20 protein-coding genes and 1 tRNA gene are annotated in these 20,588 nt (G+C 45.5%); 1 reads left to right on the forward strand and 20 read right to left on the reverse strand.

Annotated features, from left to right (window positions below; genetic code table 11):
- Positions 1-51: 51 nt before the first annotated feature.
- The 4 genes from B3157_RS06915 to B3157_RS06930 are packed head-to-tail and all read right to left on the reverse strand — an operon-like array spanning position 52 to position 5,800.
- Positions 52-2,544 carry an ATP-dependent Clp protease ATP-binding subunit gene (locus B3157_RS06915; protein ID WP_214079086.1) on the reverse strand — a complete coding sequence of 831 codons (2,493 nt, stop codon included), beginning with the start codon at positions 2,542-2,544 and terminating at the stop codon, positions 52-54.
- 5 nt (positions 2,545-2,549) lie between these two features.
- Positions 2,550-3,179 carry a dTMP kinase gene (gene tmk, locus B3157_RS06920; RefSeq protein ID WP_099828681.1) on the reverse strand — a complete coding sequence of 210 codons (630 nt, stop codon included), beginning with the start codon at positions 3,177-3,179 and terminating at the stop codon, positions 2,550-2,552.
- A gap of 5 nt (positions 3,180-3,184) precedes the next feature.
- A complete protein-coding gene (locus tag B3157_RS06925; RefSeq protein WP_243392200.1) occupies positions 3,185-3,856 on the reverse strand; it encodes a tRNA1(Val) (adenine(37)-N6)-methyltransferase in 672 nt (223 codons plus the stop codon).
- A gap of 9 nt (positions 3,857-3,865) precedes the next feature.
- Positions 3,866-5,800 carry a hypothetical protein gene (locus tag B3157_RS06930; protein ID WP_292589847.1) on the reverse strand — a complete coding sequence of 645 codons (1,935 nt, stop codon included), beginning with the start codon at positions 5,798-5,800 and terminating at the stop codon, positions 3,866-3,868.
- Between the two features lie 115 nt (positions 5,801-5,915).
- On the opposite strand from B3157_RS06930, the gene B3157_RS06935 reads away from it, so the two are divergent.
- Complete coding sequence (locus B3157_RS06935; RefSeq protein ID WP_292589848.1) at positions 5,916-6,425, forward strand: dihydrofolate reductase family protein; 510 nt, start codon at positions 5,916-5,918, stop codon at positions 6,423-6,425.
- Position 6,426: 1 nt separating this feature from the next.
- Here the strand turns inward: B3157_RS06935 and B3157_RS06940 are convergent.
- The 16 genes from B3157_RS06940 to B3157_RS07015 all read right to left on the reverse strand — a co-directional run bounded on the left by B3157_RS06940 (position 6,427) and on the right by B3157_RS07015 (position 20,561).
- Positions 6,427-6,502, reverse strand: a tRNA-Gly gene (locus tag B3157_RS06940).
- A 65-nt stretch (positions 6,503-6,567) separates the two neighbouring features.
- Positions 6,568-7,938 carry a GlmL-related ornithine degradation protein gene (locus B3157_RS06945; RefSeq protein ID WP_292589849.1) on the reverse strand — a complete coding sequence of 457 codons (1,371 nt, stop codon included), beginning with the start codon at positions 7,936-7,938 and terminating at the stop codon, positions 6,568-6,570.
- Positions 7,935-8,396: a GatB/YqeY domain-containing protein gene (locus B3157_RS06950; protein ID WP_214060780.1), complete on the reverse strand. Its 462-nt coding sequence runs from the start codon at positions 8,394-8,396 to the stop codon at positions 7,935-7,937. Before B3157_RS06950 ends, B3157_RS06945 begins: the two co-directional genes overlap by 4 nt.
- A gap of 10 nt (positions 8,397-8,406) precedes the next feature.
- Entirely contained in the window at positions 8,407-9,912 is a 1,506-nt protein-coding gene (gene lysS, locus B3157_RS06955; RefSeq protein ID WP_292589850.1) for a lysine--tRNA ligase, read from the reverse strand.
- A 12-nt stretch (positions 9,913-9,924) separates the two neighbouring features.
- Complete coding sequence (gene greA / locus B3157_RS06960) at positions 9,925-10,398, reverse strand: transcription elongation factor GreA (protein WP_099828686.1); 474 nt, start codon at positions 10,396-10,398, stop codon at positions 9,925-9,927.
- 17 nt (positions 10,399-10,415) lie between these two features.
- Positions 10,416-10,877, reverse strand: coding sequence for a transcriptional regulator NrdR (gene nrdR / locus B3157_RS06965; RefSeq protein ID WP_214060782.1), 462 nt, complete (start codon positions 10,875-10,877; stop codon positions 10,416-10,418).
- The gene (gene whiA, locus B3157_RS06970; protein WP_214079083.1) at positions 10,878-11,804 is read right to left on the reverse strand and encodes a DNA-binding protein WhiA; all 927 of its coding nucleotides are present in this window, start codon (positions 11,802-11,804) and stop codon (positions 10,878-10,880) included.
- Entirely contained in the window at positions 11,801-12,763 is a 963-nt protein-coding gene (locus B3157_RS06975; RefSeq protein WP_214060784.1) for a gluconeogenesis factor YvcK family protein, read from the reverse strand. The genes whiA and B3157_RS06975 overlap by 4 nt, the downstream gene beginning before the upstream one ends.
- On the reverse strand, positions 12,760-13,587 hold the full coding sequence (gene murI / locus B3157_RS06980; RefSeq protein WP_214079082.1) for a glutamate racemase: 828 nt from the start codon (positions 13,585-13,587) through the stop codon (positions 12,760-12,762). Before murI ends, B3157_RS06975 begins: the two co-directional genes overlap by 4 nt.
- On the reverse strand, positions 13,577-13,858 hold the full coding sequence (locus tag B3157_RS06985) for a cell division protein ZapA (protein ID WP_214079081.1): 282 nt from the start codon (positions 13,856-13,858) through the stop codon (positions 13,577-13,579). Before B3157_RS06985 ends, murI begins: the two co-directional genes overlap by 11 nt.
- A gap of 11 nt (positions 13,859-13,869) precedes the next feature.
- Entirely contained in the window at positions 13,870-14,106 is a 237-nt protein-coding gene (locus B3157_RS06990; RefSeq protein ID WP_099828692.1) for a hypothetical protein, read from the reverse strand.
- 92 nt (positions 14,107-14,198) lie between these two features.
- Positions 14,199-16,166: a triose-phosphate isomerase gene (tpiA, locus tag B3157_RS06995; RefSeq protein ID WP_292589851.1), complete on the reverse strand. Its 1,968-nt coding sequence runs from the start codon at positions 16,164-16,166 to the stop codon at positions 14,199-14,201.
- Between the two features lie 60 nt (positions 16,167-16,226).
- On the reverse strand, positions 16,227-17,222 hold the full coding sequence (gap, locus tag B3157_RS07000; RefSeq protein WP_214079079.1) for a type I glyceraldehyde-3-phosphate dehydrogenase: 996 nt from the start codon (positions 17,220-17,222) through the stop codon (positions 16,227-16,229).
- Positions 17,223-17,234: 12 nt separating this feature from the next.
- Positions 17,235-17,600 carry a YbaB/EbfC family nucleoid-associated protein gene (locus tag B3157_RS07005; RefSeq protein ID WP_214059979.1) on the reverse strand — a complete coding sequence of 122 codons (366 nt, stop codon included), beginning with the start codon at positions 17,598-17,600 and terminating at the stop codon, positions 17,235-17,237.
- 2 nt (positions 17,601-17,602) lie between these two features.
- Positions 17,603-19,060 (reverse strand): DNA polymerase III subunit gamma/tau, encoded by a 1,458-nt coding sequence (gene dnaX / locus B3157_RS07010; RefSeq protein WP_214079078.1) that lies wholly within the window; start codon positions 19,058-19,060, stop codon positions 17,603-17,605.
- Positions 19,061-19,196: 136 nt separating this feature from the next.
- Entirely contained in the window at positions 19,197-20,561 is a 1,365-nt protein-coding gene (locus tag B3157_RS07015; RefSeq protein ID WP_214060416.1) for an MATE family efflux transporter, read from the reverse strand.
- Positions 20,562-20,588: the final 27 nt, after the last annotated feature.

A 20,588-nucleotide genomic window follows, 5' to 3' on the forward strand; every position in this document is an offset into this window, starting at 1 on the left:
AGAAAGGGGGGCGAGAAACTGCCCCCCTTGCTATCTTATCTGGAATGAGCTCTAGGTAACTGCTTTCACTTCAGTTTTCTCATCCTTCTTCTTCTTGAAGACGAGAACTCTGTTGTCAACTTCAGCCGTTATTAGATCCCCTTCTTGGAATCTTCCTCTGAGAAGTTCTTCGGAAAGAGGATCTTCAACGTACTTCTGGATAGCTCTCTTCAGTGGTCGAGCACCATATACAGGGTTGAACCCTTCATCGACCAGAAAGTCCTGAGCTGCTTCCGAAAGAAGCAATCTCAAGCGTTTCTCCTTAAGTCTCTTTCTCATATCGTTCATTAGTATATCGATTATCGACTTAATCTGAACTTTGGTTAGTTGATGGAATACTACTACCTCATCGAGTCTGTTAAGGAACTCAGGTCTAAAAGTTCGTTTTACCTCTTCGAGGACAGAAGTTTTCATGGCCTCATATTCTTTTTCCTCCTGAATAGACTCGACAAAACCTATCGAAGATTTCGTTTTGTTTATGAATTCCCCGCCTAAATTGCTTGTCATTATAACTATGGTATTCCGGAAGTCGACCTGTCTACCCTGCGAATCGGTAAGTCTACCATCGTCCATTATCTGTAGAAGAATGTTGAAAATATCGGCATGTGCCTTCTCAATCTCATCAAAAAGTATCACCGAAAAAGGCCTCTTTCTTATTCGTTCTGTCAGGGTTCCGCCTTCGTCATAACCAACATAGCCTGGAGGTGCTCCAATAAGCCTGGAAACGGAGAACCTTTCCATATACTCCGACATGTCGAACCTGACAAGGGCCTTGTCATCCCCAAACAAGTACTCGGCTAAGGCCTTCGCTAGTTCAGTCTTTCCGACTCCTGTAGGACCTAAGAATAGGAAGGCTCCAATCGGTCTTCTAGGATCTTTAAGACCGCTCCTAGCACGCCTAATTGACTTTGCAACGGCGGTAATTGCTTCGTCCTGGGATACTATCCTTTCGTGTAACGCGGATTCAAGAGTCAGCAACTTCTCGCTATCGGTCTCCTCAAGTTTTCTGAGCGGAATCCCAGTCCAATTGGATACGATCTCGGCGACTTCATCATCATCGAGAGTTACTATCTCGGAATCGACCCTGCTTCTCCATTCGTTATAACCGTCTCTATATTTCTGCTGTATCAGACGTTCTTTCTCTTTAAGCTGAGCCGCCTTCTCATATTCTTGATCTGCTGCAGCTGTCTCTCTCTTTATCTTAAGAACCTCGATCTCTCCCTGCATGTTCTTCAACTCATTCGGTACTGTGAGTTTCTTCAGTCTGGCCCTGGAACCTGCCTCGTCAATGATGTCTATTGCCTTGTCAGGAAGGAATCTGTCAGACACGTACCTATGTGACAAAGTTACCGCCGCCTCCAGACCCTTATCTGTATAATGAACTTTGTGGTGAAGTTCATACTTGTGTCTTATACCTTTCAGAATCTCTACAGACTGTTCGGGAGACGGTTCGGTCACATAGATTTTCTGAAATCTCCGCTCCAGAGCTGCATCCTTTTCTATGTACTTCCTGTATTCATCAGGAGTTGTCGAGCCTATACATCTAATCTCCCCACTGGCCAAAGCTGGCTTTAGGATATTTGCAGCATCTACGGCACCTTCAGCCGAACCAGCGCCAACTATCGTATGGACTTCATCTATGAACAGAATGATATTCCCGTTGGATTTCACAACATGGATGAGTTTCTTCAGTCTCTTCTCAAATTCACCTCTGTACTTTGTCCCGGCTATGAGTGAAGCTACATCCAGTGCAAAAATGACTTTATTCTTGAGTGTCTCGGGAACCTCTTCATCAACAATCATTTGTGCGAGTCCTTCAACAATCGCCGTCTTTCCGACGCCAGGTTCTCCAATCAAGACGGGATTGTTCTTCTTCCGTCTGGAAAGAACCTCCATTAGCCTCTGCCTTTCAATCTCTCTACCAACAATCGGATCTAGTTTTCCCGCTTTGGCCATAGCAGTAAGATCGGTGCCAAAGCCCTCAAGCTGCTTAATCGCTGAACTCATTGTCGGACTTTGTTGAACGAAAACATTATCAGGCTGCTCACTTCCTCCTTCTTCCCAGTCGCCCGTGATGTTTTCAATGATCTCTCTCCTAAGCTGCGACAAGTTCACTCCCATCTGCTTCAAAATGTGGGCCGCGATTCCTTCTCCTTCGCGAACGATCCCGAGCATAATGTGTTCCACATCAATCTTGTCTTGTCCGAGCATCTTCGACTCGTCATTTGCTAGCTCGATAACTCTCCTTGCTCTCGGGGTCATCTGTGGAGCCCCAACTACAGACTGATGTACATTCGTTCCAACCATAGAAGTAACTTCTCTGGAGATTCTCTCGTATGTAATCGAGTAGTTTCTCAGAATCCTAGTTGTTTGCTCATTATCAACCTTGATGATCGCTAGGAGGAGGTGTTCAGTTCCAACGTAAGGGTGGCCGAGACTTCTAGCCTCGTCCTGGGCTGTCACAAATACTTGGGCAGCGCCTTCAGAAAACTTGTCGAAGTACATTATCGTCACCTCCCATTTGGCTTCCTCTTTCCTAAGAAAACTGACAAAGCCTTTCTGATGTCTTGTTGCACTCTCTCTTCACTGTTTGTTCCGTCTATAACAACAAATCTCTCTCTATTCTCAGCCATCAATTCTTCGTATCCTTTTCTTACTCTTTCGAAAAACTCTAAACTCTCTACTTCTATTTTATCATTTTTCCTTTCTTTTCTCATCCGCGAGATAGCAACATCAGCCGGTACATCAATATACAAGGTGATGTCAGGTAATGTGTCTGCCACTGCAAAAGAATTCATCAACTGGACAATCTCACGCCCAAGACATCTTCCGACTCCTTGATAAGCAACTGATGAGTCCATGAACCTGTCGGCGATGACTATGCGACCGCTCTCAAGAGCTGGCTTTATGACCTCTCTGACAATCTGAGCGCGGGCAGCCATGAATAGGAGCAATTCCGATTCGGCGCATAAAGGATAATCCTTGTGGAGAAGTATCTCCCTGATCTCCTCGCCAGCTCTAGTTCCTCCAGGCTCTCTGACAATTGCAAACTCCACATCTAATAGACTCAAATACTCTTCGAGGAGTTTGATTTGAGTGGTCTTTCCACATCCGTCTATTCCTTCTATACTAACGAACATAGCTTTCACCTCATCTCTATTGGAGGTTCTACAACGACTTCAGACGATGAACCCTTTCTTCCGCTCAAAAGAACTAGCTGAGCTTGTTTGTCAAGAGATCCATGTGCAAAACGTACTCTGTGAATCCCAAGACCTTGATCCTCCAGAAGACGAAACCACTTCGTCATATCTCTAGGATGCAGCAGAAAAAAGAACGCGCCTCTGTTCTTCAAGAGTCTACCTGTGGCAAAGGCGAATATTCTCGCGGATTCACGATCGGTCCTTCTTGCAATGTTTCTTCTTTCATCGGGGCTTTCCACTCCTGAGTGAACGAAATGCGGCGGATTAGCGATCACTACATCGTAGACCTCTTCACTTTTGTCTCTCAAGTATTCTTCTATATTGCAATTGATGAAAGTTGTGAGTTCTTGCACGCAGTTCGAATATGAGTTCTTGACCGAAATATCGCGGAGATTTCTATCGATCTCCAGCCCGGTAGCCTTCAGGCCGAAGGTCTTCGCAAGAAAGATCGATATTGCTCCACTCCCAGAACCCAGTTCAAGAACAGTCCTAGAGCCCTTTGGGGGATCAATAAACCAGGATAATAATACCGTGCCGTGGTTTACACGAGCATGAGGAGAAGTGAAATCCAGTTTCAATCGCTCAAGAACATGCGGATCGAATTCTCTAAAACTCATTCCCATAGCTCAGAACACCTTGATTGCAGACTTTTCATCTGAAAGAATCTCGAGTAACCCCTCCACTTTCTTCTGAACGGATAGACGCGACAGCTCTTTAATGTCGATCGTAACACTTCCGATTATTTGAGGTTCATCAATATGAAGAGAAGACGCACCGGAGACTTCAATTACTGTATCGATCAACGGACCTCCGATAAATGAGAATCGGGAGGTCTTGTTCACCAGAACACTCTTCGATTCGATAAGAGAATCAACCACTTCGATCCGCGAGTTGATAACTCGAAGGGTCTGAGACTTCATATCGCTCCTGGAGAGCATTGCCATTCCGAGATTGCTGAAAGTGACTTCGGTTCCCGAAAAGTCGCTAACATGAACAAGCATTTCTCTAACGTTCTCAACGACAACTTCGCCCTTAACGTTGCTCCCGTATATCTGGACAGTACGCGCTCCTTCTATCTCGAGCCCTCTGGAAAAGGTGCAATTCTCAAAGACAACTACAGCAGCTTCCTTAACCAGTATTCTGGTGTTGTTGAAATCCACGCTTCTCGCAATCAGGACCCCATTATTTGCAACTTCAATAGTACCGGTTGAACCTCCCGGGTTCACCGAAATTCGATCCTTCCGCCCTTCTAGATCAAGAACTCCGCTCACCAAAAGGGTGTTACCCTTAGGAATTGTAAGAGAAGAGCCAGATTCGGCTCTCATCACCGATCCGTCTCTTACAACAATGTTTCCGTAGAACCTGTAGTCGTTACCTCCAACTAGTAGAGCGTCCATTCCCAAGAAGGACGAGATAACCTCAGTACTGAATCTCCTGAACAGACTTTCTTTCGCGAACACCGGAACTGAAGGCATGAATCTCTCTCTATCTGACTCGAAAACAATTCTGTACAAGTCGCCATTCTCAGATATGCTTTCCTTGGTTATCACAGAAGACCTTTCGTTTGGCATATGAGTAGAAAGTGTTATCCATTCGCCATCTCTGTATCTCTGCAATTCGACCGGACCTTCTGAAGCACTCCATCTTGCATTTCTGATTGTACCCTCTTCAATATAGAGCTCGGGAAGATCAACCGAAGTCTTGCGAATAACTTGAATCTGTCTTCTGCATTCGGTCTTGTTGCCGGAAGAGTCTATCACTTTAACTACAAGAGTATTCAGTCCTTCCGGAAGAGGTATCTCCGGAATCAACTTTGTCCCGTCAAAGAGAAGGGGGATTCCACTTTCTTCAATATAGGCCCTAATCGAAAGATCGGCAACGCTGTCCCAATCGTCGCTTATTGCTGCTCCAAGTGACCCTCCCAAATACGGTTGTCCTATTGACAGGTCGACGACAGGAGGAAAATCCTCAGAAAGTCTCAAATCAATTACTGAGGGTTTTGAAGTGATGGAACCAGATCTTGAGAATGCTTTTACTATGTATTCGTTGTCCCTCTCAATAGGAAAAGTAAAGACCCCATCCGATGAACCATATTCGGTATCGTTAACGAGAATAAGGTAGTCGGTAACTGAACCATTGGTCTCTGTCTCCAAAGTCAGAGTCACCTCTCCATGTGCGAGATTCCATCGAAATACCGGAGCGTTAGGTGGCTGAAGATTTACGGTTGCTTTCGCATAGGCCGGCGTAGTCAAGAATCTCTTTCCCTCGATCAGAGTCACATAAATCGAATGAGTGCCATGCTCTTTCAGCTCAAAGGAGATCTCCGAGCCTTTGAACTTCATTCCATCATTGCCGTCAAGGGGCGATCGACCGACGGTAACCAGAACCGAAGGAAGGTCTCTGCCGGGAGAAGACACATCCAGCTTCAAATAACACATAGTACCTTCACATTCGATGTTCACTATTGACAAGCTGTGACTCGTACTGTCACTGCAAGCACCAAGTATTACGACCAACAACGTAACGACAAATAGCCACCTAATCTTCCTGATGTCCTTCACACTCCCATCTTAAGAAGAATAACACATCTTTCTGAAACTGACTCTCGGAATGTTGCCAGAAGTTGGGGAAAAAAGATACAATCAACGAGTAATGAAACCAAATGCGGATCGGGAGGTGTTCAACCTGCGAGTTATTGCAGTATTTGCAAGCACGGTAAACGGTAAAATTGCGCTGTCTCATGATGACAGAAGCGAATGGACATCCAGCGAAGATAAGAAGTACTTCAAATCTCTAACATCAAGAATAGGAGTAGTCATTATGGGTAGAAAAACCCACGAGGCAATCGGAAGACCTCTATCCGGAAGGTTAAATATAGTTTTGACAAGGCATCCGGAGAGATACCGGAACTCGAGAGAATTGCTCTTTACTTCGACTACGCTCCTTGAACTACTTGAAGAGCTTGAGAAGAGAGGTTTCAAGGAGGTATGCCTAATAGGTGGAGCAGAAACGTTTGATCAATTCGCCAATCAAGGTTTAATCAACGAACTCCATATCACGTTTGAACCCATCTTGAGCAAGGGAATCAAAGGGTTGGGAGAAAACCTTAGTCGTAAAATGGAAATGAAACTCAGAGAGTCCCGTCAACTCGGTGAAGCAACTCTTATGGTCTATGATGTGAAATAGATGGAGCGGGCGACGGGACTCGAACCCGCGACCCTCAGCTTGGGAAGCTGATGCTCTACCAACTGAGCTACACCCGCATTCATGGAGATTCTATCACCCTGGTGAAATGCTTGTCAATCACTCTAGAAGGATCGTTCTCCAATCAAATGTCTACAAGTTCTTCTAAAGAAGCTTTCGCAAGATCCGCAGCAGACGAAGAGTCTACAGTAGATATCAGACCTATGGCTCCAAGAATATAGTCTCTATCCCTGAAAAGACTGACTTCCTTTCTTGGAAGGAGTTCCTTTTCATGTTTCGCCGATAGACTTCTTATACTCTCCATAATCTTCGAGGCAAACCGAGACCTGCTGAGAATTCCTCCTGTGCCAATTACTGACCTAACGGCAGTCAGATCCTTGCCGTAAGCCACTTCTATTCTTCCAGTCGGCCCAAAGAACTGCTTGAGGCCTCCGGCATGTCTTCTGATTGAAGTCTCGAAACAATACGTTGCCAAACGAGCAGAGAACGCCTCATCATTAGCGTCCTTGGGATAGGGAGTAAGGTTGCTCACGATTTTATCTAGATGAGGAAACTCGATTTTCAGTTTGTCCCTGCCTATGTGTTCAACAACGTGACGGGCATTAACGTAGATCCCCAGATCTCCTTCAACTGTTCTCTTGGATCTCGGTTCAGGAGAAACCAGCATTGAAGCGATTTTGGGGTCTCCATCTGTAACGGAATCGACATCCGTTGTAGCCCCTCCTATGTCTACAGCAACAACGTCCCCATGAAAACTGGAAAATAACTCTGTTGCAAGCATTACCGCAGCTGGAGTAGGAACTATTGGTCTGTTGATCATTGAGTAGATCTTCTCCATACCAGGTCCTTTTACAATGTTTTTCGAGAAAACCTCTCTGATTACTTCTCTGGTAGGCTCGACATTGAGTTCATCTATGCGAGGGTACACATTATCTACAATGTGAATATCTCGCCCCTTCTGCGAGATTATCTCCTCCACCTCATCGGCTGCCGCGGAATTGCCTGCATAGACAATGGGGATTTCGTGATCTATGTTTCCTAGAACTTCAGCGTTGCGCACTACCGTCTCTCTCTCCCCATAGTCTACCCCGCCCGCAAGAAGAATCAATTTAGGACTTGTTTCCATTATCCTCTTCAGATCTCTTTCTGAGAGCTTGCCAGCAGTTACCAACTTGATAACTCCGCCAGCCCCAAGCGCCGCTTCTCTGGCGGCTTTTACTGTCATATCATAAACAAGTCCATGAACCGTCATTCTGAGTCCACCGGCCGCACTCGAAGATGCGAGGAATGCATCCCATTCAAGACTGTCAATGCGAAGAGATATCTTAAGAGCTCTCAAAGCCTTCTCTATCCCAATTGTCACATCTTGCTCATCAACTGTAGTATAGGATTCACCCTGTCCAAGAAACCTCATCGATCCAGAAGCGTCAGAAGAAAAAGCAGAGAGCACCGTAGTGGTGCTCCCGATTTCTGCAGTCAGGAACTCAATTCTCATCTGCTTTCAAGGAGCTCCCTTACGATCCTGTTGGCCAGCTTGCCATCTGCTCTTCCCTTCAGTCTAGCCATCAGTTCTCTCATTACCTTGCCCAGATCTGACGGATTATTGGCCTTTAAATCATCAATCGTCTTCAATGCAAGTTTCCGAATTTCATCAACGGTCATTTCCTCAGGAAGAAATCGCTTAAGGATTTCCAGCTCTGCCGATTCGCTTGCAACGAGATCGTCTCTCCCGGCCTTCTCGTAAGCCTCAATAGATTCTTCGCGTTTCTTAGCTTCCTTCGCAATGAGATCTATCAGCAACTCATCGGTAACTTCTGCGCCTCTTGTTTCTTCAGAAGACGCAAGATATGTCTTCACTGAAGCGATAACTCCCCTAAGTGTGTTGGTTTTCAGGGAATCCCTGGATTTCATGGCTTCTTTCATCTCTTGTTGGATTCGATCAAACAGACTCATAAAATCACCTCTACAGATCCTCGATGTCGCTTAGCGACTCTTCTTCATCAAAAGAGATCGGTCTCACGAGCGGGAACGGAATGATATCCCTAATTGACGGCGAATCTGTAACAAGCATGATTACTCTATCCCAACCCACCCCCAAGCCTCCAGTAGGCGGCATTCCGTATTCAAGAGCCCTTATGAAGTCTTGATCCATCATCTGAGCTTCCTCGTCTCCAATATCTCTCAAGCTAGCCTGGTGAAGAAAACGGTTGTACTGCTCTATCGGATCGTTCAGTTCACTAAAGGCGTTGGCCATTTCCATTGAGCTGATTATCAACTCGAATCTTTCGGTCACTCTAGAATCTTCTCTGTGGACTTTCGACAGTGGGGAGATTATCACCGGATGCTCGGTCACAAAAGTGGGATTCACAAGATTATGTTCGACGAGATCCCAGAGCTTCTCAATCAAGTGGCCCCTTTCCTTGATTTCGAGTTCAGTATTGTTCTTTTTCAGAATGGCTATTAGTTCTTCATCGGAGTCTTTCAAAATATCTACGCCTAGATTCTCCTTGATAAAATCTGCCATCCTCACTCTTCGCCATGGTCTGGAAAAGTCGATTTCTTTTCCCTGATATGTAATCTTTTCAGAACCCGTGATTTCACGCACGACGTAATTGATCATCTCTTCGGTGATGTCCATTATGTCGTTGTAGTCCGCATAAGCCCAATACAGCTCCATCATAGTGAACTCAGGATGATGCTTGTAGGATACTCCCTCATTGCGGAAATTCTTTCCGATTTCAAATATCCTTTCAAATCCACCAACGAGATACCTCTTGAGGAATAGCTCTTCGGCGATTCTAAGATACATGTCCGATTCAAAAACGTTTATGTAAGTCCTAAAAGGCCTTGCTGATGCCCCTCCCGTCAAGTAGTGGAGCATTGGTGTATCCACTTCGATGAAATCCTTAGACTGAAGAAACTCTCTAACAAGCCTGAACAGTTCCGAACGAACCTTGAACCTTCTGAGAGCATCATCGCTTGAAAGCATTTCGACGTATCTCTGCCTGTAGATTATCTCCTTGTCCCTTACTCCGTGCCATTTTTCGGGCATCATTCGTATCGCCTTTGAGAGTATTTCAAATTCCTTGACGAAGACCGACATCTCACCTGTATGAGTCTTGAATGGGAAACCGACTACTCCGACGAAATCTCCGATATTCACAAATTTCTTGAAGACTTCGAAGTTCTCGGCACCGACCCCATCAAGCCTTACATAGGCCTGGATCCTATCGGAATTATCTCGGATAACAAAGAAGGCTGATTTTCCGTGGTTTCTCATCGCCACGATTCTTCCCGCGATTCTTACAGTCGTATCTTCCTTTGTTTCGGAGTCCTTGAGGTAGGAAAACTCTCTCTTGATTTGATCTGCCCAATGAGTCTTGTCGAAACGATACGGAAACGGCTCGATTCCTTCATTGCGCATCTGATTAATCTCTTCAATTCTTTGTCTTCGTGCTTCTTCACCCATAAATATCCCCCATCACTTGCCGATGGTAAGAATCTTGTACTTAGCCCAGCCTGCAGGGGTTTTCACCCTCACCACTTCATCCACTTTGTGAGTCAGGATTCCCCGCCCAATCGGAGAATCGGAACTGATTTTTCCCTCGAAAATGTTGGCTTCCTGTGCGTTAACAATTCTGAACTGAGATTTTTCGCCTGTCTCTATATTCTGAAGCTCAACTACATAACCGAGCTTCACAGAGCTTGTATCTCCGTCATCTTCAATAATCTCGGCATTATTCAGAATTTCCTCAAGCTGCTTTATCCTGCTATCGATTCTTCCCTGTTCGTTCTTAGCCTCGTCGTATTCGCTATTTTCGCTAAGGTCTCCGAGCTCCCTTGCCTCCTTAATCCGCTCCGCAATATCATACATGAGCTTCTTCCTTAGGCTCTCGAGCTCCTCTTTCATTCTGTCGAAACCTTCCTGCGTGAGGTAGATAACCTGCTTTTTCACGAACTGAATCCCTCCATTCAACGATCTCTATCGTCTCTGAGTTCCTCAATTATATCCATGAAATGGTCTATGTCCCTAAATTCTTTGTAAACAGATGCAAATCTGACGTAGGCAACCCTATCCAGGGACTTAAGTTCCGCCATTATCATTTCACCAATCTCGCTTGAGATTACTTCATATTTTCCCGATTTCACTACCTCGTTTTCTACTTGATTTACTATCCTGTTGACTGTGTCTACAGATATGGGCCTCTTTTCACAGGCTCTGAGTAGCCCGTTTAGGAGTTTCTCCCTGCTGAACTTCTCTCTCCTTCCATCCTTCTTAACAACTAAGAAAGGAAGCCTCTCATACCTTTCGTAGGTAGTAAATCTTGCACCACAACTCTCGCACTCTCTTCTTCTCCGAATGGAAGTGCTTTCATCGGTCGGCCTTGAATCAAGAACTCTTGTCGAATCTCCACCACAAAAAGGACATTTCATCTAGCTATCTCCCAACTCTTCCGCCAATGCCATGAGCTTCTTCAACCTATTATATACTGCTGACTTGCTCATCGGCGGATTCATAATCTCGCCCAGCTCTCTCAGATTAAGATCCTCGTTTTCAATCCTGAGGATTGCAACTTGACGAAGATCCTCATCCAATCTGTCGATGCCGTACTTCCTATCGATGATTCTTATGGCTCTTACATGCTTTGCCATTGCCTGAGCAGACTTGTTTGCATTTGCTGTAAGGAAATTCAGAGTCCTGCTTACATCGCTCCTGATCTTTCTTACTTCGACCGCGCTCGAAAGTCTCGTCACCGTCTTCTTTCCCCCCATGAGAGAAAGCAGTTCTATTAGGTCAAGCGATGACTTCACATATGCTTTGAACTTATCTCTTACTCTTACTATTCCGATCTTGATGTTGAAATTGTCTGATATGTACTCCTTCAGTGAACTAACAAAAGCCTCAGTAGTATCAAGCGTTATTTCCAGGTGATACTCCTTGGATGGATCAACAATCGAACCTCCAGCCAAATACAGTCCCCTGATGAACGCACCGAAGTAGACCGGATCATCTCTAACGGGTTCTGGTATGGAGTCATCTCTGACTGAAATGCCATTCTTTCGGAGGAACTCTTCTACCTCTTCAAAGCGAAAACTAAGCTCTCCGCCTCTCTTTCTTCCTAATCTGATTTCTTCTATTACCTGTGTTTCATGAATCGGCATGGAAAGCTTCTTCGAAATCTGAAACAGCCTTTTAAGACTCGTTATAGATGTAAGCGGGATAACGAGGAAAGCGGTACTTCCTCTTAATCGTAATGTCCCTCTCGACTTAACAAAACCCAGATATTCAGATCTGCACTCGTCTTGGTCGTCCAACGGGAGATGACAAAGCTCTTCTTTGAGTTTGTCGGCATAGCTCACATCTTTTCCTCTCCCAATAGATTCAGCTCTTTCAGGATCGACAGAATGCTGTCTCTCGAATGACGAACGACCAGACGGCTCCGTCCGTCATCAATCAGCTCTGCAGTACCGCCTGAAACTACCCTAACTCGAGTATCGGTAAGCATATCGTTTCTCACCGGCATAGAACCCCTTTCATAATACCTATTCAGCACGGCAGGCTCTACTTCTCCCACTTCAGTCCAAAAGATCATGTCAAAAGTCACCCCACTATAGTCTTCAACGACATTGACGTGATCGGCAAGTGAAAAACCTGTAGACTCCCCAGGTTGGGTCATAATGTTACATATGTAGGCCTTATTTGCTCTAGACTTCCCGAAGGCCTCTCTGACCCCGGAAACCAGGAAATTGGGTACAACACTTGTAAACAGGCTGCCGGGGCCCACAATTACCGTCTTTGCAGATTCTATTGCGTCCAAAACCTCTGGAAGTGCCTTCACAGCCTTATCGAGAAATACCCTTTCAATTCTCTTTCCGGCAGCCGATATCTTTGACTCTCCCTTAATGAATGATCCATCATCAATCTCAGCCACAAGATGCACAAGATCGTCAGCTACGGGCAAGACTCTCCCTTTGATATTCAGCATTCTTGAGGCTGCGAGGACCGCTTCTGGAAAGCTCTGAAACATCTCAGTAAGACCTGCAATAATTATATTGCCAAGAGAATGACCATTCATAGCGCGAGCCTCAAATCTGTACGAAAAGACTTTTGTTAGGAATTCCTCATCATCAGCCAAAGCAATCACGTTATTCCTTACATCCCCTGGCGGGGGCATGCTCATGGCTTCCCTGAGAAATCCTGAGCTTCCACCATCGTCCGTAACTGCAACTACAAGCGTTAAACTACTATCGTAATGCTTCAGGACCCTTGCAAAGGTAGAGAGACCAGTTCCGCCACCTATCAAAACCGTCTTGCTCATGATGTAACTCGTTCCTTCAAAGCAATCCCTGAAGACGTAAGGTCAACGCCCCTGACGTTTTCCGCCTTTCCTAGATATCTTCCAAGAATCTCCTGGAAAAAGCGAATATTACCGCTTACATAATACTCAACAGTAGATGAATCATGCGAGGAAATCGTTGCCCAATCGGCAACATTCTTGACAATGTACTCCGCGGGGTCTATGATCCTTGTCCTGGGAGACAAAAGCGACTCGATCGAACTCCTAATAAACGGATAATGAGTACATCCAAGAATCAAGAAGTCCGGTTGAATCTTAGCGAGGTCTGTCAAATAATACTTGACGATCGAATCAACGATTTCACCCTCCCAGATTCCCTCTTCTATCAAAGGAACGAAAAGCGGGCAGGCCCTTTGTAAGATTTTGCTGATGCTTTCATAACGAAACAGCCTTCTTAAATATAGAGACTTCTTCACAGTATTCTCAGTTGCGATCACTGCAACTGTCGACTTGTCGGGTGCAGTCTCCCCAAGAAACTTCGCTGTTGGATCGATGATGCTGAAGTATGGAGTAGTCAGCTCCGTCTTCTCCCTTTGAGAGAGTATAGAATCGGAAGTGTTACAGGCAGTGACGATTGCATCGACACCCAACTGGGCAAAAAAGTCGAAGATCTCACTGACATACCTTCTCAGTGTCTCAACTGGCTTTGAGCCATAGGGTACCCTCGCAGTGTCGGCAAAGTAGTGCAGGCTTACTCCCTCGGGAAAGGCTTCCAATAGTCTTTTCACAACTGTGAGGCCACCAATTCCAGAATCGAAGACTCCGATCCTCAGACTATTTCTCAACCTCGTCACGTCCCTGGAAGTATTCCGAAAGAACCTCTTCATATTTCACCTTTAGCCTAAGTAGTTCATTCTGACTTCTTGCAAGGTCGTGTGCAAGGTTCACAGAAATCCCCACAAGCAACTTCTCATAGCCCACTTCCTCTTCGTTCTTGCTCATTGAAATGTACATCTCCGTAATCTTTGAAAAGACCTGATCCACGAGTTCCTGAGGATCGCTTGTAAGAAAAGTGTACTTCCTTCCTCCGAGGTCCAGAGTGACTGATCGCTTCATTGTTCGACTCCTTATACTTTCTTGCTGTCTTCGACGAGGCTGCCTCTTACCCTTTTTATTAATGAAGAAATTGTCCTTGACTCACTTTCAAGGCGGAGTTCAAGTTCCCGGATTCTTAGCTCGGATTCCTCAACTTTTTTCTGTGCTGTCTCGAGCTGCGTCCAGAGCTGTTCGTTTTCCTTCCTGAGACGGTTGAATTCCTCAACCATCTTGTCTACGACTAGTTCAAGCTCCTGATAACTGTCCAAGAACGACACCCCCTATTTTGAGATTATAACACCTCAACAGAGAAAGAAAACGCGAGCAACCGCCCGTTCGGGCGGTTGCTATATCGCTCTGATTAAGCGTAAATCTTTGCTATCGCTACCAGTTGGACAAAGCTCTCTTGAAGGCTGGCCCCTCCCACCAAACCACCGTCAATGTTCTCCATAGCGATTAGGGAATCAAAGTTATCCGGTCTGATACTGCCACCATAGAGAATTCTTGTTCGCTCTGCCACGCTGCACTCGTATAGCGACGATAATAAACTCCTTATGTACTTCATGGTGGCCTCGGCCTGTTCGGGAGTAGCCACAACACCAGTTCCGATCGCCCATACTGGTTCATACGCTATGATCACTTGCTCAACCTCACTCTTGTCAAGGCCGGCAAGACCTTTTCTGATCTGTTCTTCGAGAACCTGCTCCGTCCTGCCTGATTCCCGTTCTTGAAGAGTTTCCCCAACACAGAATACTGGAACTAGGCCCTCTCTTAATACTGCCTTGATTTTCTCGTTAGTCATCTCGCTTGTCTCGCCGAATATGTGCCTTCGTTCTGAATGACCAACAAGAACGTACTCCACCGCAAGGTCCGAAAGCATAGGCGCAGAAATCTCGCCTGTAAAGGCTCCACTATCTGCAGGATAGACATTCTGGACTCCGACCTTAATCGACGTGTCCTTGAGGATGTCTGCCACCCCAGCAACTGAAAGGCTTGTTGGAAATACTACAACATCAACGGCCTTCTCGTTACCGATTGAAGATGCAAGGAAACCGGCGAACATTCGCGCTTCATTGGGCGACTTGTTCATCTTCCAGTTTCCGGCGACCATTATTCTACGTTTTTTTTTACCTTCTTTAGTCGCTAGACTCCTTATACCAGGCATCTCTTTTCCCTCAAGCATCTCAAGAGAAGCCCCGCCACCGGTTGATACGTGAGAAACTCTGTCGGCCAAGCCAAACTTGTTGATAGCGGCTGCGCTGTCTCCGCCTCCGATAATCGTTACTGCACCCTTGAGCGAAGCCAGCGTCTTCGCGATCGATTCGGTTCCTTTCGCAAAATCATCGATCTCGAAGACCCCCATAGGACCGTTCCAAACAACGGTTTTGGCGTCAACCAGCTTGCTTCTGAATAGCTCAATAGTTGATGTCCCGATGTCAAGTCCCTTCCAGCCGGATGGGACTCCTTCATCTATGAGAACCGTCTTCGATTCACTACCTGCAGCGATTTCCTTGGACACAACCGTGTCAACAGGGAGGACGAGCTCAACCTTCTTCTCTTCGGCTTTCCTCATTATCTCCTTTGCCAGCTCGATCTTGTCCTCTTCAACCAGGGAGTCACCAGTTTGCTTCCCCAGAGCCTTAAGGAATGTGAACATCATCGCACCGCCGATTAGTATTCTATCGGCCTTCTCCAGAAGATTCGTAATGACTCCGATCTTATCGGAAACCTTTGCTCCTCCTAAAATGACTACGTAGGGGTGCTTGGGACTCTCAACGGCCATGCCAAGCATTTCGATTTCCTTCTGCATAAGGAAACCAGGTACACTGGTCAAGTACTGGGCAGCACCCACATTCGATGCATGACCTCTATGTGCTGTTCCGAAAGCATCGTTTACGTGAATGTCCGCGATCGCAGAGAGCCTCTTCGAAAACTCCGGATCATTCTTCTCTTCTTCAGGGTAGAACCTAACATTCTCCAGAAGAAGAATATCTCCGTTGTTCATCTTTGAGACAGCTTTCTCCACTTCATCTCCGATGCAATCAGGGACAAAGGCAACGGGCTTGCCGATTAGCCTTTCCAGACTTTTGCTAACCTTTTGCATTGAGTACTTAGGGTCTCTCTTGCCCTTGGGCCTCCCCAGATGGGAAACAAGGATTGTCTTTCCACCATTTTCGGCTACGTACTTTATCGTTGGTATTGCAGCCACAATCCTAGTATCGTCACTCACTTCACCAGTCTCTTTATCTAGAGGAACGTTGAAATCGACCCTTACAAGCACCCTCTTTCCACTCAAATCAACATCTCTTAGTGTTAGAACTTTAGACATCTCTTACCTCCTTTCCTCAATAAAACGGGGCCTCCAGGCCCCGTCAGAAAAAATCGAGAATTACATCTTCATCATTTTCTCAGCAAGATCGACTACCCTGCAAGAATAGCCATATTCATTGTCATACCAAGCGCAAACTTTCAAAAGATTACCCATCACTGCAGTAAGCTTGCTGTCAAATACTGAAGACACCGTTGTTCCGACAATATCCGAGGAAACGAGTTCTTCTTCAGTATATTCGACTATTCCCTTCAGTTCGTTTTCCGCCGCTTTCTTCACGAGCGCATTTACTTCCTCCACTGTTGTATCTTTTTCGAGAACCACGGTTAGATCAGTTATTGAACCGTCAGTTACAGGAACTCTCATAGCTATTCCATCAAGCTTGCCTTTGAGTTCAGGAATGACAAGCCCTACTGCCTTAGCGGCGCCTGTTGAAGTGGGTATCGTATTGGCGGCAGCAGCCCTCGCTCTTCTCAAGTCACTGTGAGGCAAATCAAGAATTCTCTGATCGTTCGTATAAGCATGGACCGTCGTCAAATAACCTTTCTGAATCTTGAAACTATCGTTCAAGATCTTTATTATTGGCGCAATAGAGTTAGTTGTACAGGAGGCATTAGAGACAATCTTCATCTCCGGCCTCAGCATATCGTCGTTGACACCAAGTACGATTGTCGCATCCACTTCACCCTTTGCAGGGGCAGTAATCAATACCTTTTTTGCCCCGGCTTCAATATGGGGCATTGTCTTCTCTCTGTTTCTGAAGACGCCTGTAGACTCAATGACCAGTTCAACGCCAAGGTTCTTCCAGGGGAGGTTTGCAGGACTCTTCTCTGCGAAAACTTTAACCTCCTTGCCATTTACAACAATCGCTCCATCCTTAGCCTCCACTGAACCCTTGAATCTCCCGTGAACCGAATCATATTTGAGAAGATGAGCCAGGGTAGCTGCATCGGTTAGGTCATTGATTGCAACTACATCGAAATCCCCGCGTTTTACCATCTCTCTAAAAACAAGTCTTCCAATTCTTCCAAAACCGTTAATTGCTACTTTGTACATCTCTTACACCTCCTAAAGTATATTGTCAGGTAGATTGAGCGATCCTGTAACCTTAGCCGTTTCTTCATCTCTTCTCTTCGCTACCTCTGCTAACGCCTCGTTTATCCCCGCAATTATCAAATCTTGAACAATCTCAAAATCCTCTTCTCTTATCTCAGGCTCGACCTCGATCGACTTAATGCGATAGTCGCAAGTTGCAACAACGTTTATCGCTCCTCCTCCGGCAGAAGCCGTCACCTCCAAAGTCTTGAAGGTTTCTTCCAGGCTCTCCATTTCTTCCTGTGCTTTCTGAGCCTGTTTCAGAAGTTCACTCATGTTTGATCCCTTCCTGGAACCTCCATAGTTCTTTCCGCCGAGACCTCTAAATTTCTTTGCCATTGTTAGTCCTCCTCAAGGTCTATCTTTATCTTTCCTTTATATATGTCGTCCTTCAGCCCCAAGCTTGAAATCACAAAGTTAACGTATTCCTGAGAATCTTTATCCAGACCTTCAAAGAGATTGCCTCCAACTGATTCATTGGAGAGAAGGAATCGTTTCCCGATTAAATCTTCTGCAATCCCGTTCAGCGACTCAAGTCTATCTTTCAGAAGATCGTAAGAATAGTTGCTGTCCGCTTCCAGAGTTAATACCCCGCCAGATTCGCTTCTAGTAATCTTCGAAAGACTTAGAAGAGTCCAGAGCAGAACGAAGTTGTTATTTCGAAGATGGTCGATAAGTTTGGACAAACTATTCTCTTCCGCAGTGTCTCTTTTTGGAGCTTTCTCGGACTTATCACTCGTTTCAAAAACTTCGCTTTTTACGTTTTCAGACTTACCAATTCTCTCTACTGCCGACTTCTCATAACCACTCTTCAGAAGGACCATTACTTCAAATGTTCCTCTCTTATCCTCGGCAAATTTGAGCTCTTTAGTGATCTCCCATAAAGAAAGCAAGAGCTTGAAACGCTCATCAGTTGATTCAGCGATCAGCTGATCCTTCACAGTATCGATCACCTGTTCAAGGAAGACTTCGTAAGTATATCCTGCAGACTGGATCTCTTCAGAGATTTTCAATATCGAAGCCGGCTCTCCCGAAGAAAATGCAGTAATGAACTCCTTAACAACTTCTTCGGGCAGAATACCAAGAGTAGCTCTAACAGATTCTTCACTAACATCACCCGAATAAGAGACAACTCTCTCCATAAGATTAACCGCGTCTCTCATGCCTCCGTGTGCGGCTTTCGAAATGAACCTCAATGCTTTGTCGTCATATTCCAAACCTTCAGATTTTGCGATTCTTTCCAGATAAGTAGCTATGTCTCTTTCGATGAGTGGTTTGAAATAGAAGATCTGACATCGTGAAAGAACTGTTTCAGGAACCTTCTCAAGATTGGTAGTTGCAAGAATAAAAATCACTTTATCGGGAGGTTCTTCAAGAGTCTTAAGAAGTGCATTGAAAGCTTCCCTGGTCAGCATATGGAATTCATCAATTATGTACACTTTGAATCTGCCCATGACAGGTCTATACGATACTGCATCCCGGATTTTCCTGATCTCGTCAATGCCTCTGTAAGAAGCTGCATCCAGCTCAATGACATCCATGTGTGAAGAAGCATCAATCGCTTTGCATGAATCGCAAATACCGCAAGGCTTCTCAGAATCCTCTGCAAGACAGTTCAGCATTTTGGCGACGATTCTTGCACTAGTTGTCTTCCCGGTACCTCTAGACCCAGAGAATATGTAAGCATGAAAAACCGAATCCTTCTCTATTGCTCTTCCTAGGATCTCTTTCACTTGATCCTGCCCAACCAATTCACTGAATTTTCTAGGCCTATATTTCCTATACAAAACCTCAGACATCTTAATCACCCGTTCATCTGAATTATAGCAGATCACCCAAAGTTTGTTTGCTGCAGAGATGACCGAAGTGAAACAGTTAGTGAAATTCATAACTAACTCATCCATCTGCAGCACTTGGGAATGAATTCGACTTTCGCTAGTAGACCCTTCTCTTCACCCACTTACCCTTTAAATAGTAAAAGACCATCACCGCAGCCTCTGCAATATCCGAGAATACATATGAAAGCCAGACCCAAACTATGCCGGCCTTCAACACGAACACTGCAATGACCAATATTGGCACTTGAATAAGCCACCTGGATACTACGCTCCCCACCACGAACGGGAAGTTGTACCCGGACCCTCCGAAGACCGATGAGAGACCAAAACCGTATGCCAAGACAGAAATGCCGAGTGAGCCGTATTTCAGGAAACTGGCACCGTAAGCAATTATCTCCGGATCCTTATTGAACACAGCGATAACATGCTCGCCTGCAAAGAAGGCTATTAGTGCAAAGAAAAACATGAAAAAGAACCCGATTAAGGCAGCGGTTCTGGCTGTGGCTCTTGCACGGTCGGCGTTGTCAGCTCCCAGGTTTTGACCGACCATCGCAGAGCCGCCCATGCTAAGCCCTACAAGAGGCATAAACGCTAGTCCAAAAAGCCTCCCCGTTACTCCTACCGCAGCAACCGCAGCGGTCCCGTAGAAGGCAACGAACTTCAGGACTACTACAGCTGACAAGTTCCTGAAGAACCCCTCCAGCCCAGTTGGAAGCCCTATAGTCAAGAGCTTCTTGTCTATAGCTCTATCAAGCCTGAAAAGCCTGGACAGTCTTGGTTTTACGCCTTCCTTTCCTGAGAAAAGAATGTAGAATCCCAATAGAAATGCTGCCGATTGAGCGATTACCGTAGCGACGGCCGCACCAAAAACGCCCAGGCCAAATCCGGGAATCGATGTCCCCGGAATCTTTTCAAACATCATTATTGGATCGAGAGAAATATTGAGAACACTTGCGAACATCATTATGTACATTGGACTCTTTGCGTCCCCTATGCATCTGAGAGCCGTGTTGACGGAGTAAGACGAAAACATCATTGGCAGGAAGAACAGTCTGATATAGCCGTAATCAAGAGCTGATCTCATTACTTTCATATCGTCAGTAAAGAATCCTAGCGATGGTTTTAGGAAGGAGGCAACTAGAACAGCGGAAATCAGAGCAACAATGAACTTGAAAGTAATTGTCTGTTCTATCGCCTTACTTGTTCCTTCGAAGTCCTTTTTTCCGAAGCCCTGAGAGATCAAGGAGATTGAGCTCTGCCCGATTATCGAATTGAGAATATCCACAATCCAAAAAAGAGTGGTGAAAATCGTAACTCCTGCAATTGCTTCGCCTGAGATGCGCCCAATCCAGAAGATGTCTACAATGTCGTAAACCATCTGTGCGCTGAACCCTATCATTGTAGGCACAGACATTATAAGAAGATTCTTCAGAATGCTCCCTTGAGTAAGATCCCTTGCCATTTTTGCCCCCTAGCTTACCTTGTGAAG

Origin of the sequence: Mesotoga sp. UBA5557 (assembly GCF_002425715.1) — a bacterium.
Classification (GTDB): Bacteria; Thermotogota; Thermotogae; order Petrotogales; family Kosmotogaceae; genus Mesotoga.

Bases quoted from the DNA above. Each gene is read 5' to 3' on its own strand.
- B3157_RS06915 (WP_214079086.1), bottom strand. From the start codon at position 2,544: ATGTACTTCGACAAGTTTTCTGAAGGCGCTGCCCAAGTATTTGTGACA.
- tmk (WP_099828681.1), bottom strand. From the start codon at position 3,179: ATGTTCGTTAGTATAGAAGGAATAGACGGATGTGGAAAGACCACTCAA.
- B3157_RS06925 (WP_243392200.1), bottom strand. From the start codon at position 3,856: ATGAGTTTTAGAGAATTCGATCCGCATGTTCTTGAGCGATTGAAACTG.
- B3157_RS06945 (WP_292589849.1), bottom strand. From the start codon at position 7,938: ATGAGAATTGAGTTCCTGACTGCAGAAATCGGGAGCACCACTACGGTG.
- B3157_RS06950 (WP_214060780.1), bottom strand. From the start codon at position 8,396: ATGAGTCTGTTTGATCGAATCCAACAAGAGATGAAAGAAGCCATGAAA.
- lysS (WP_292589850.1), bottom strand. From the start codon at position 9,912: ATGGGTGAAGAAGCACGAAGACAAAGAATTGAAGAGATTAATCAGATG.
- nrdR (WP_214060782.1), bottom strand. From the start codon at position 10,877: ATGAAATGTCCTTTTTGTGGTGGAGATTCGACAAGAGTTCTTGATTCA.
- B3157_RS06975 (WP_214060784.1), bottom strand. From the start codon at position 12,763: ATGAGCAAGACGGTTTTGATAGGTGGCGGAACTGGTCTCTCTACCTTT.
- B3157_RS06985 (WP_214079081.1), bottom strand. From the start codon at position 13,858: ATGAAGCGATCAGTCACTCTGGACCTCGGAGGAAGGAAGTACACTTTT.
- tpiA (WP_292589851.1), bottom strand. From the start codon at position 16,166: ATGTCTAAAGTTCTAACACTAAGAGATGTTGATTTGAGTGGAAAGAGG.
- gap (WP_214079079.1), bottom strand. From the start codon at position 17,222: ATGTACAAAGTAGCAATTAACGGTTTTGGAAGAATTGGAAGACTTGTT.
- B3157_RS07005 (WP_214059979.1), bottom strand. From the start codon at position 17,600: ATGGCAAAGAAATTTAGAGGTCTCGGCGGAAAGAACTATGGAGGTTCC.
- dnaX (WP_214079078.1), bottom strand. From the start codon at position 19,060: ATGTCTGAGGTTTTGTATAGGAAATATAGGCCTAGAAAATTCAGTGAA.
- B3157_RS07015 (WP_214060416.1), bottom strand. From the start codon at position 20,561: ATGGCAAGGGATCTTACTCAAGGGAGCATTCTGAAGAATCTTCTTATA.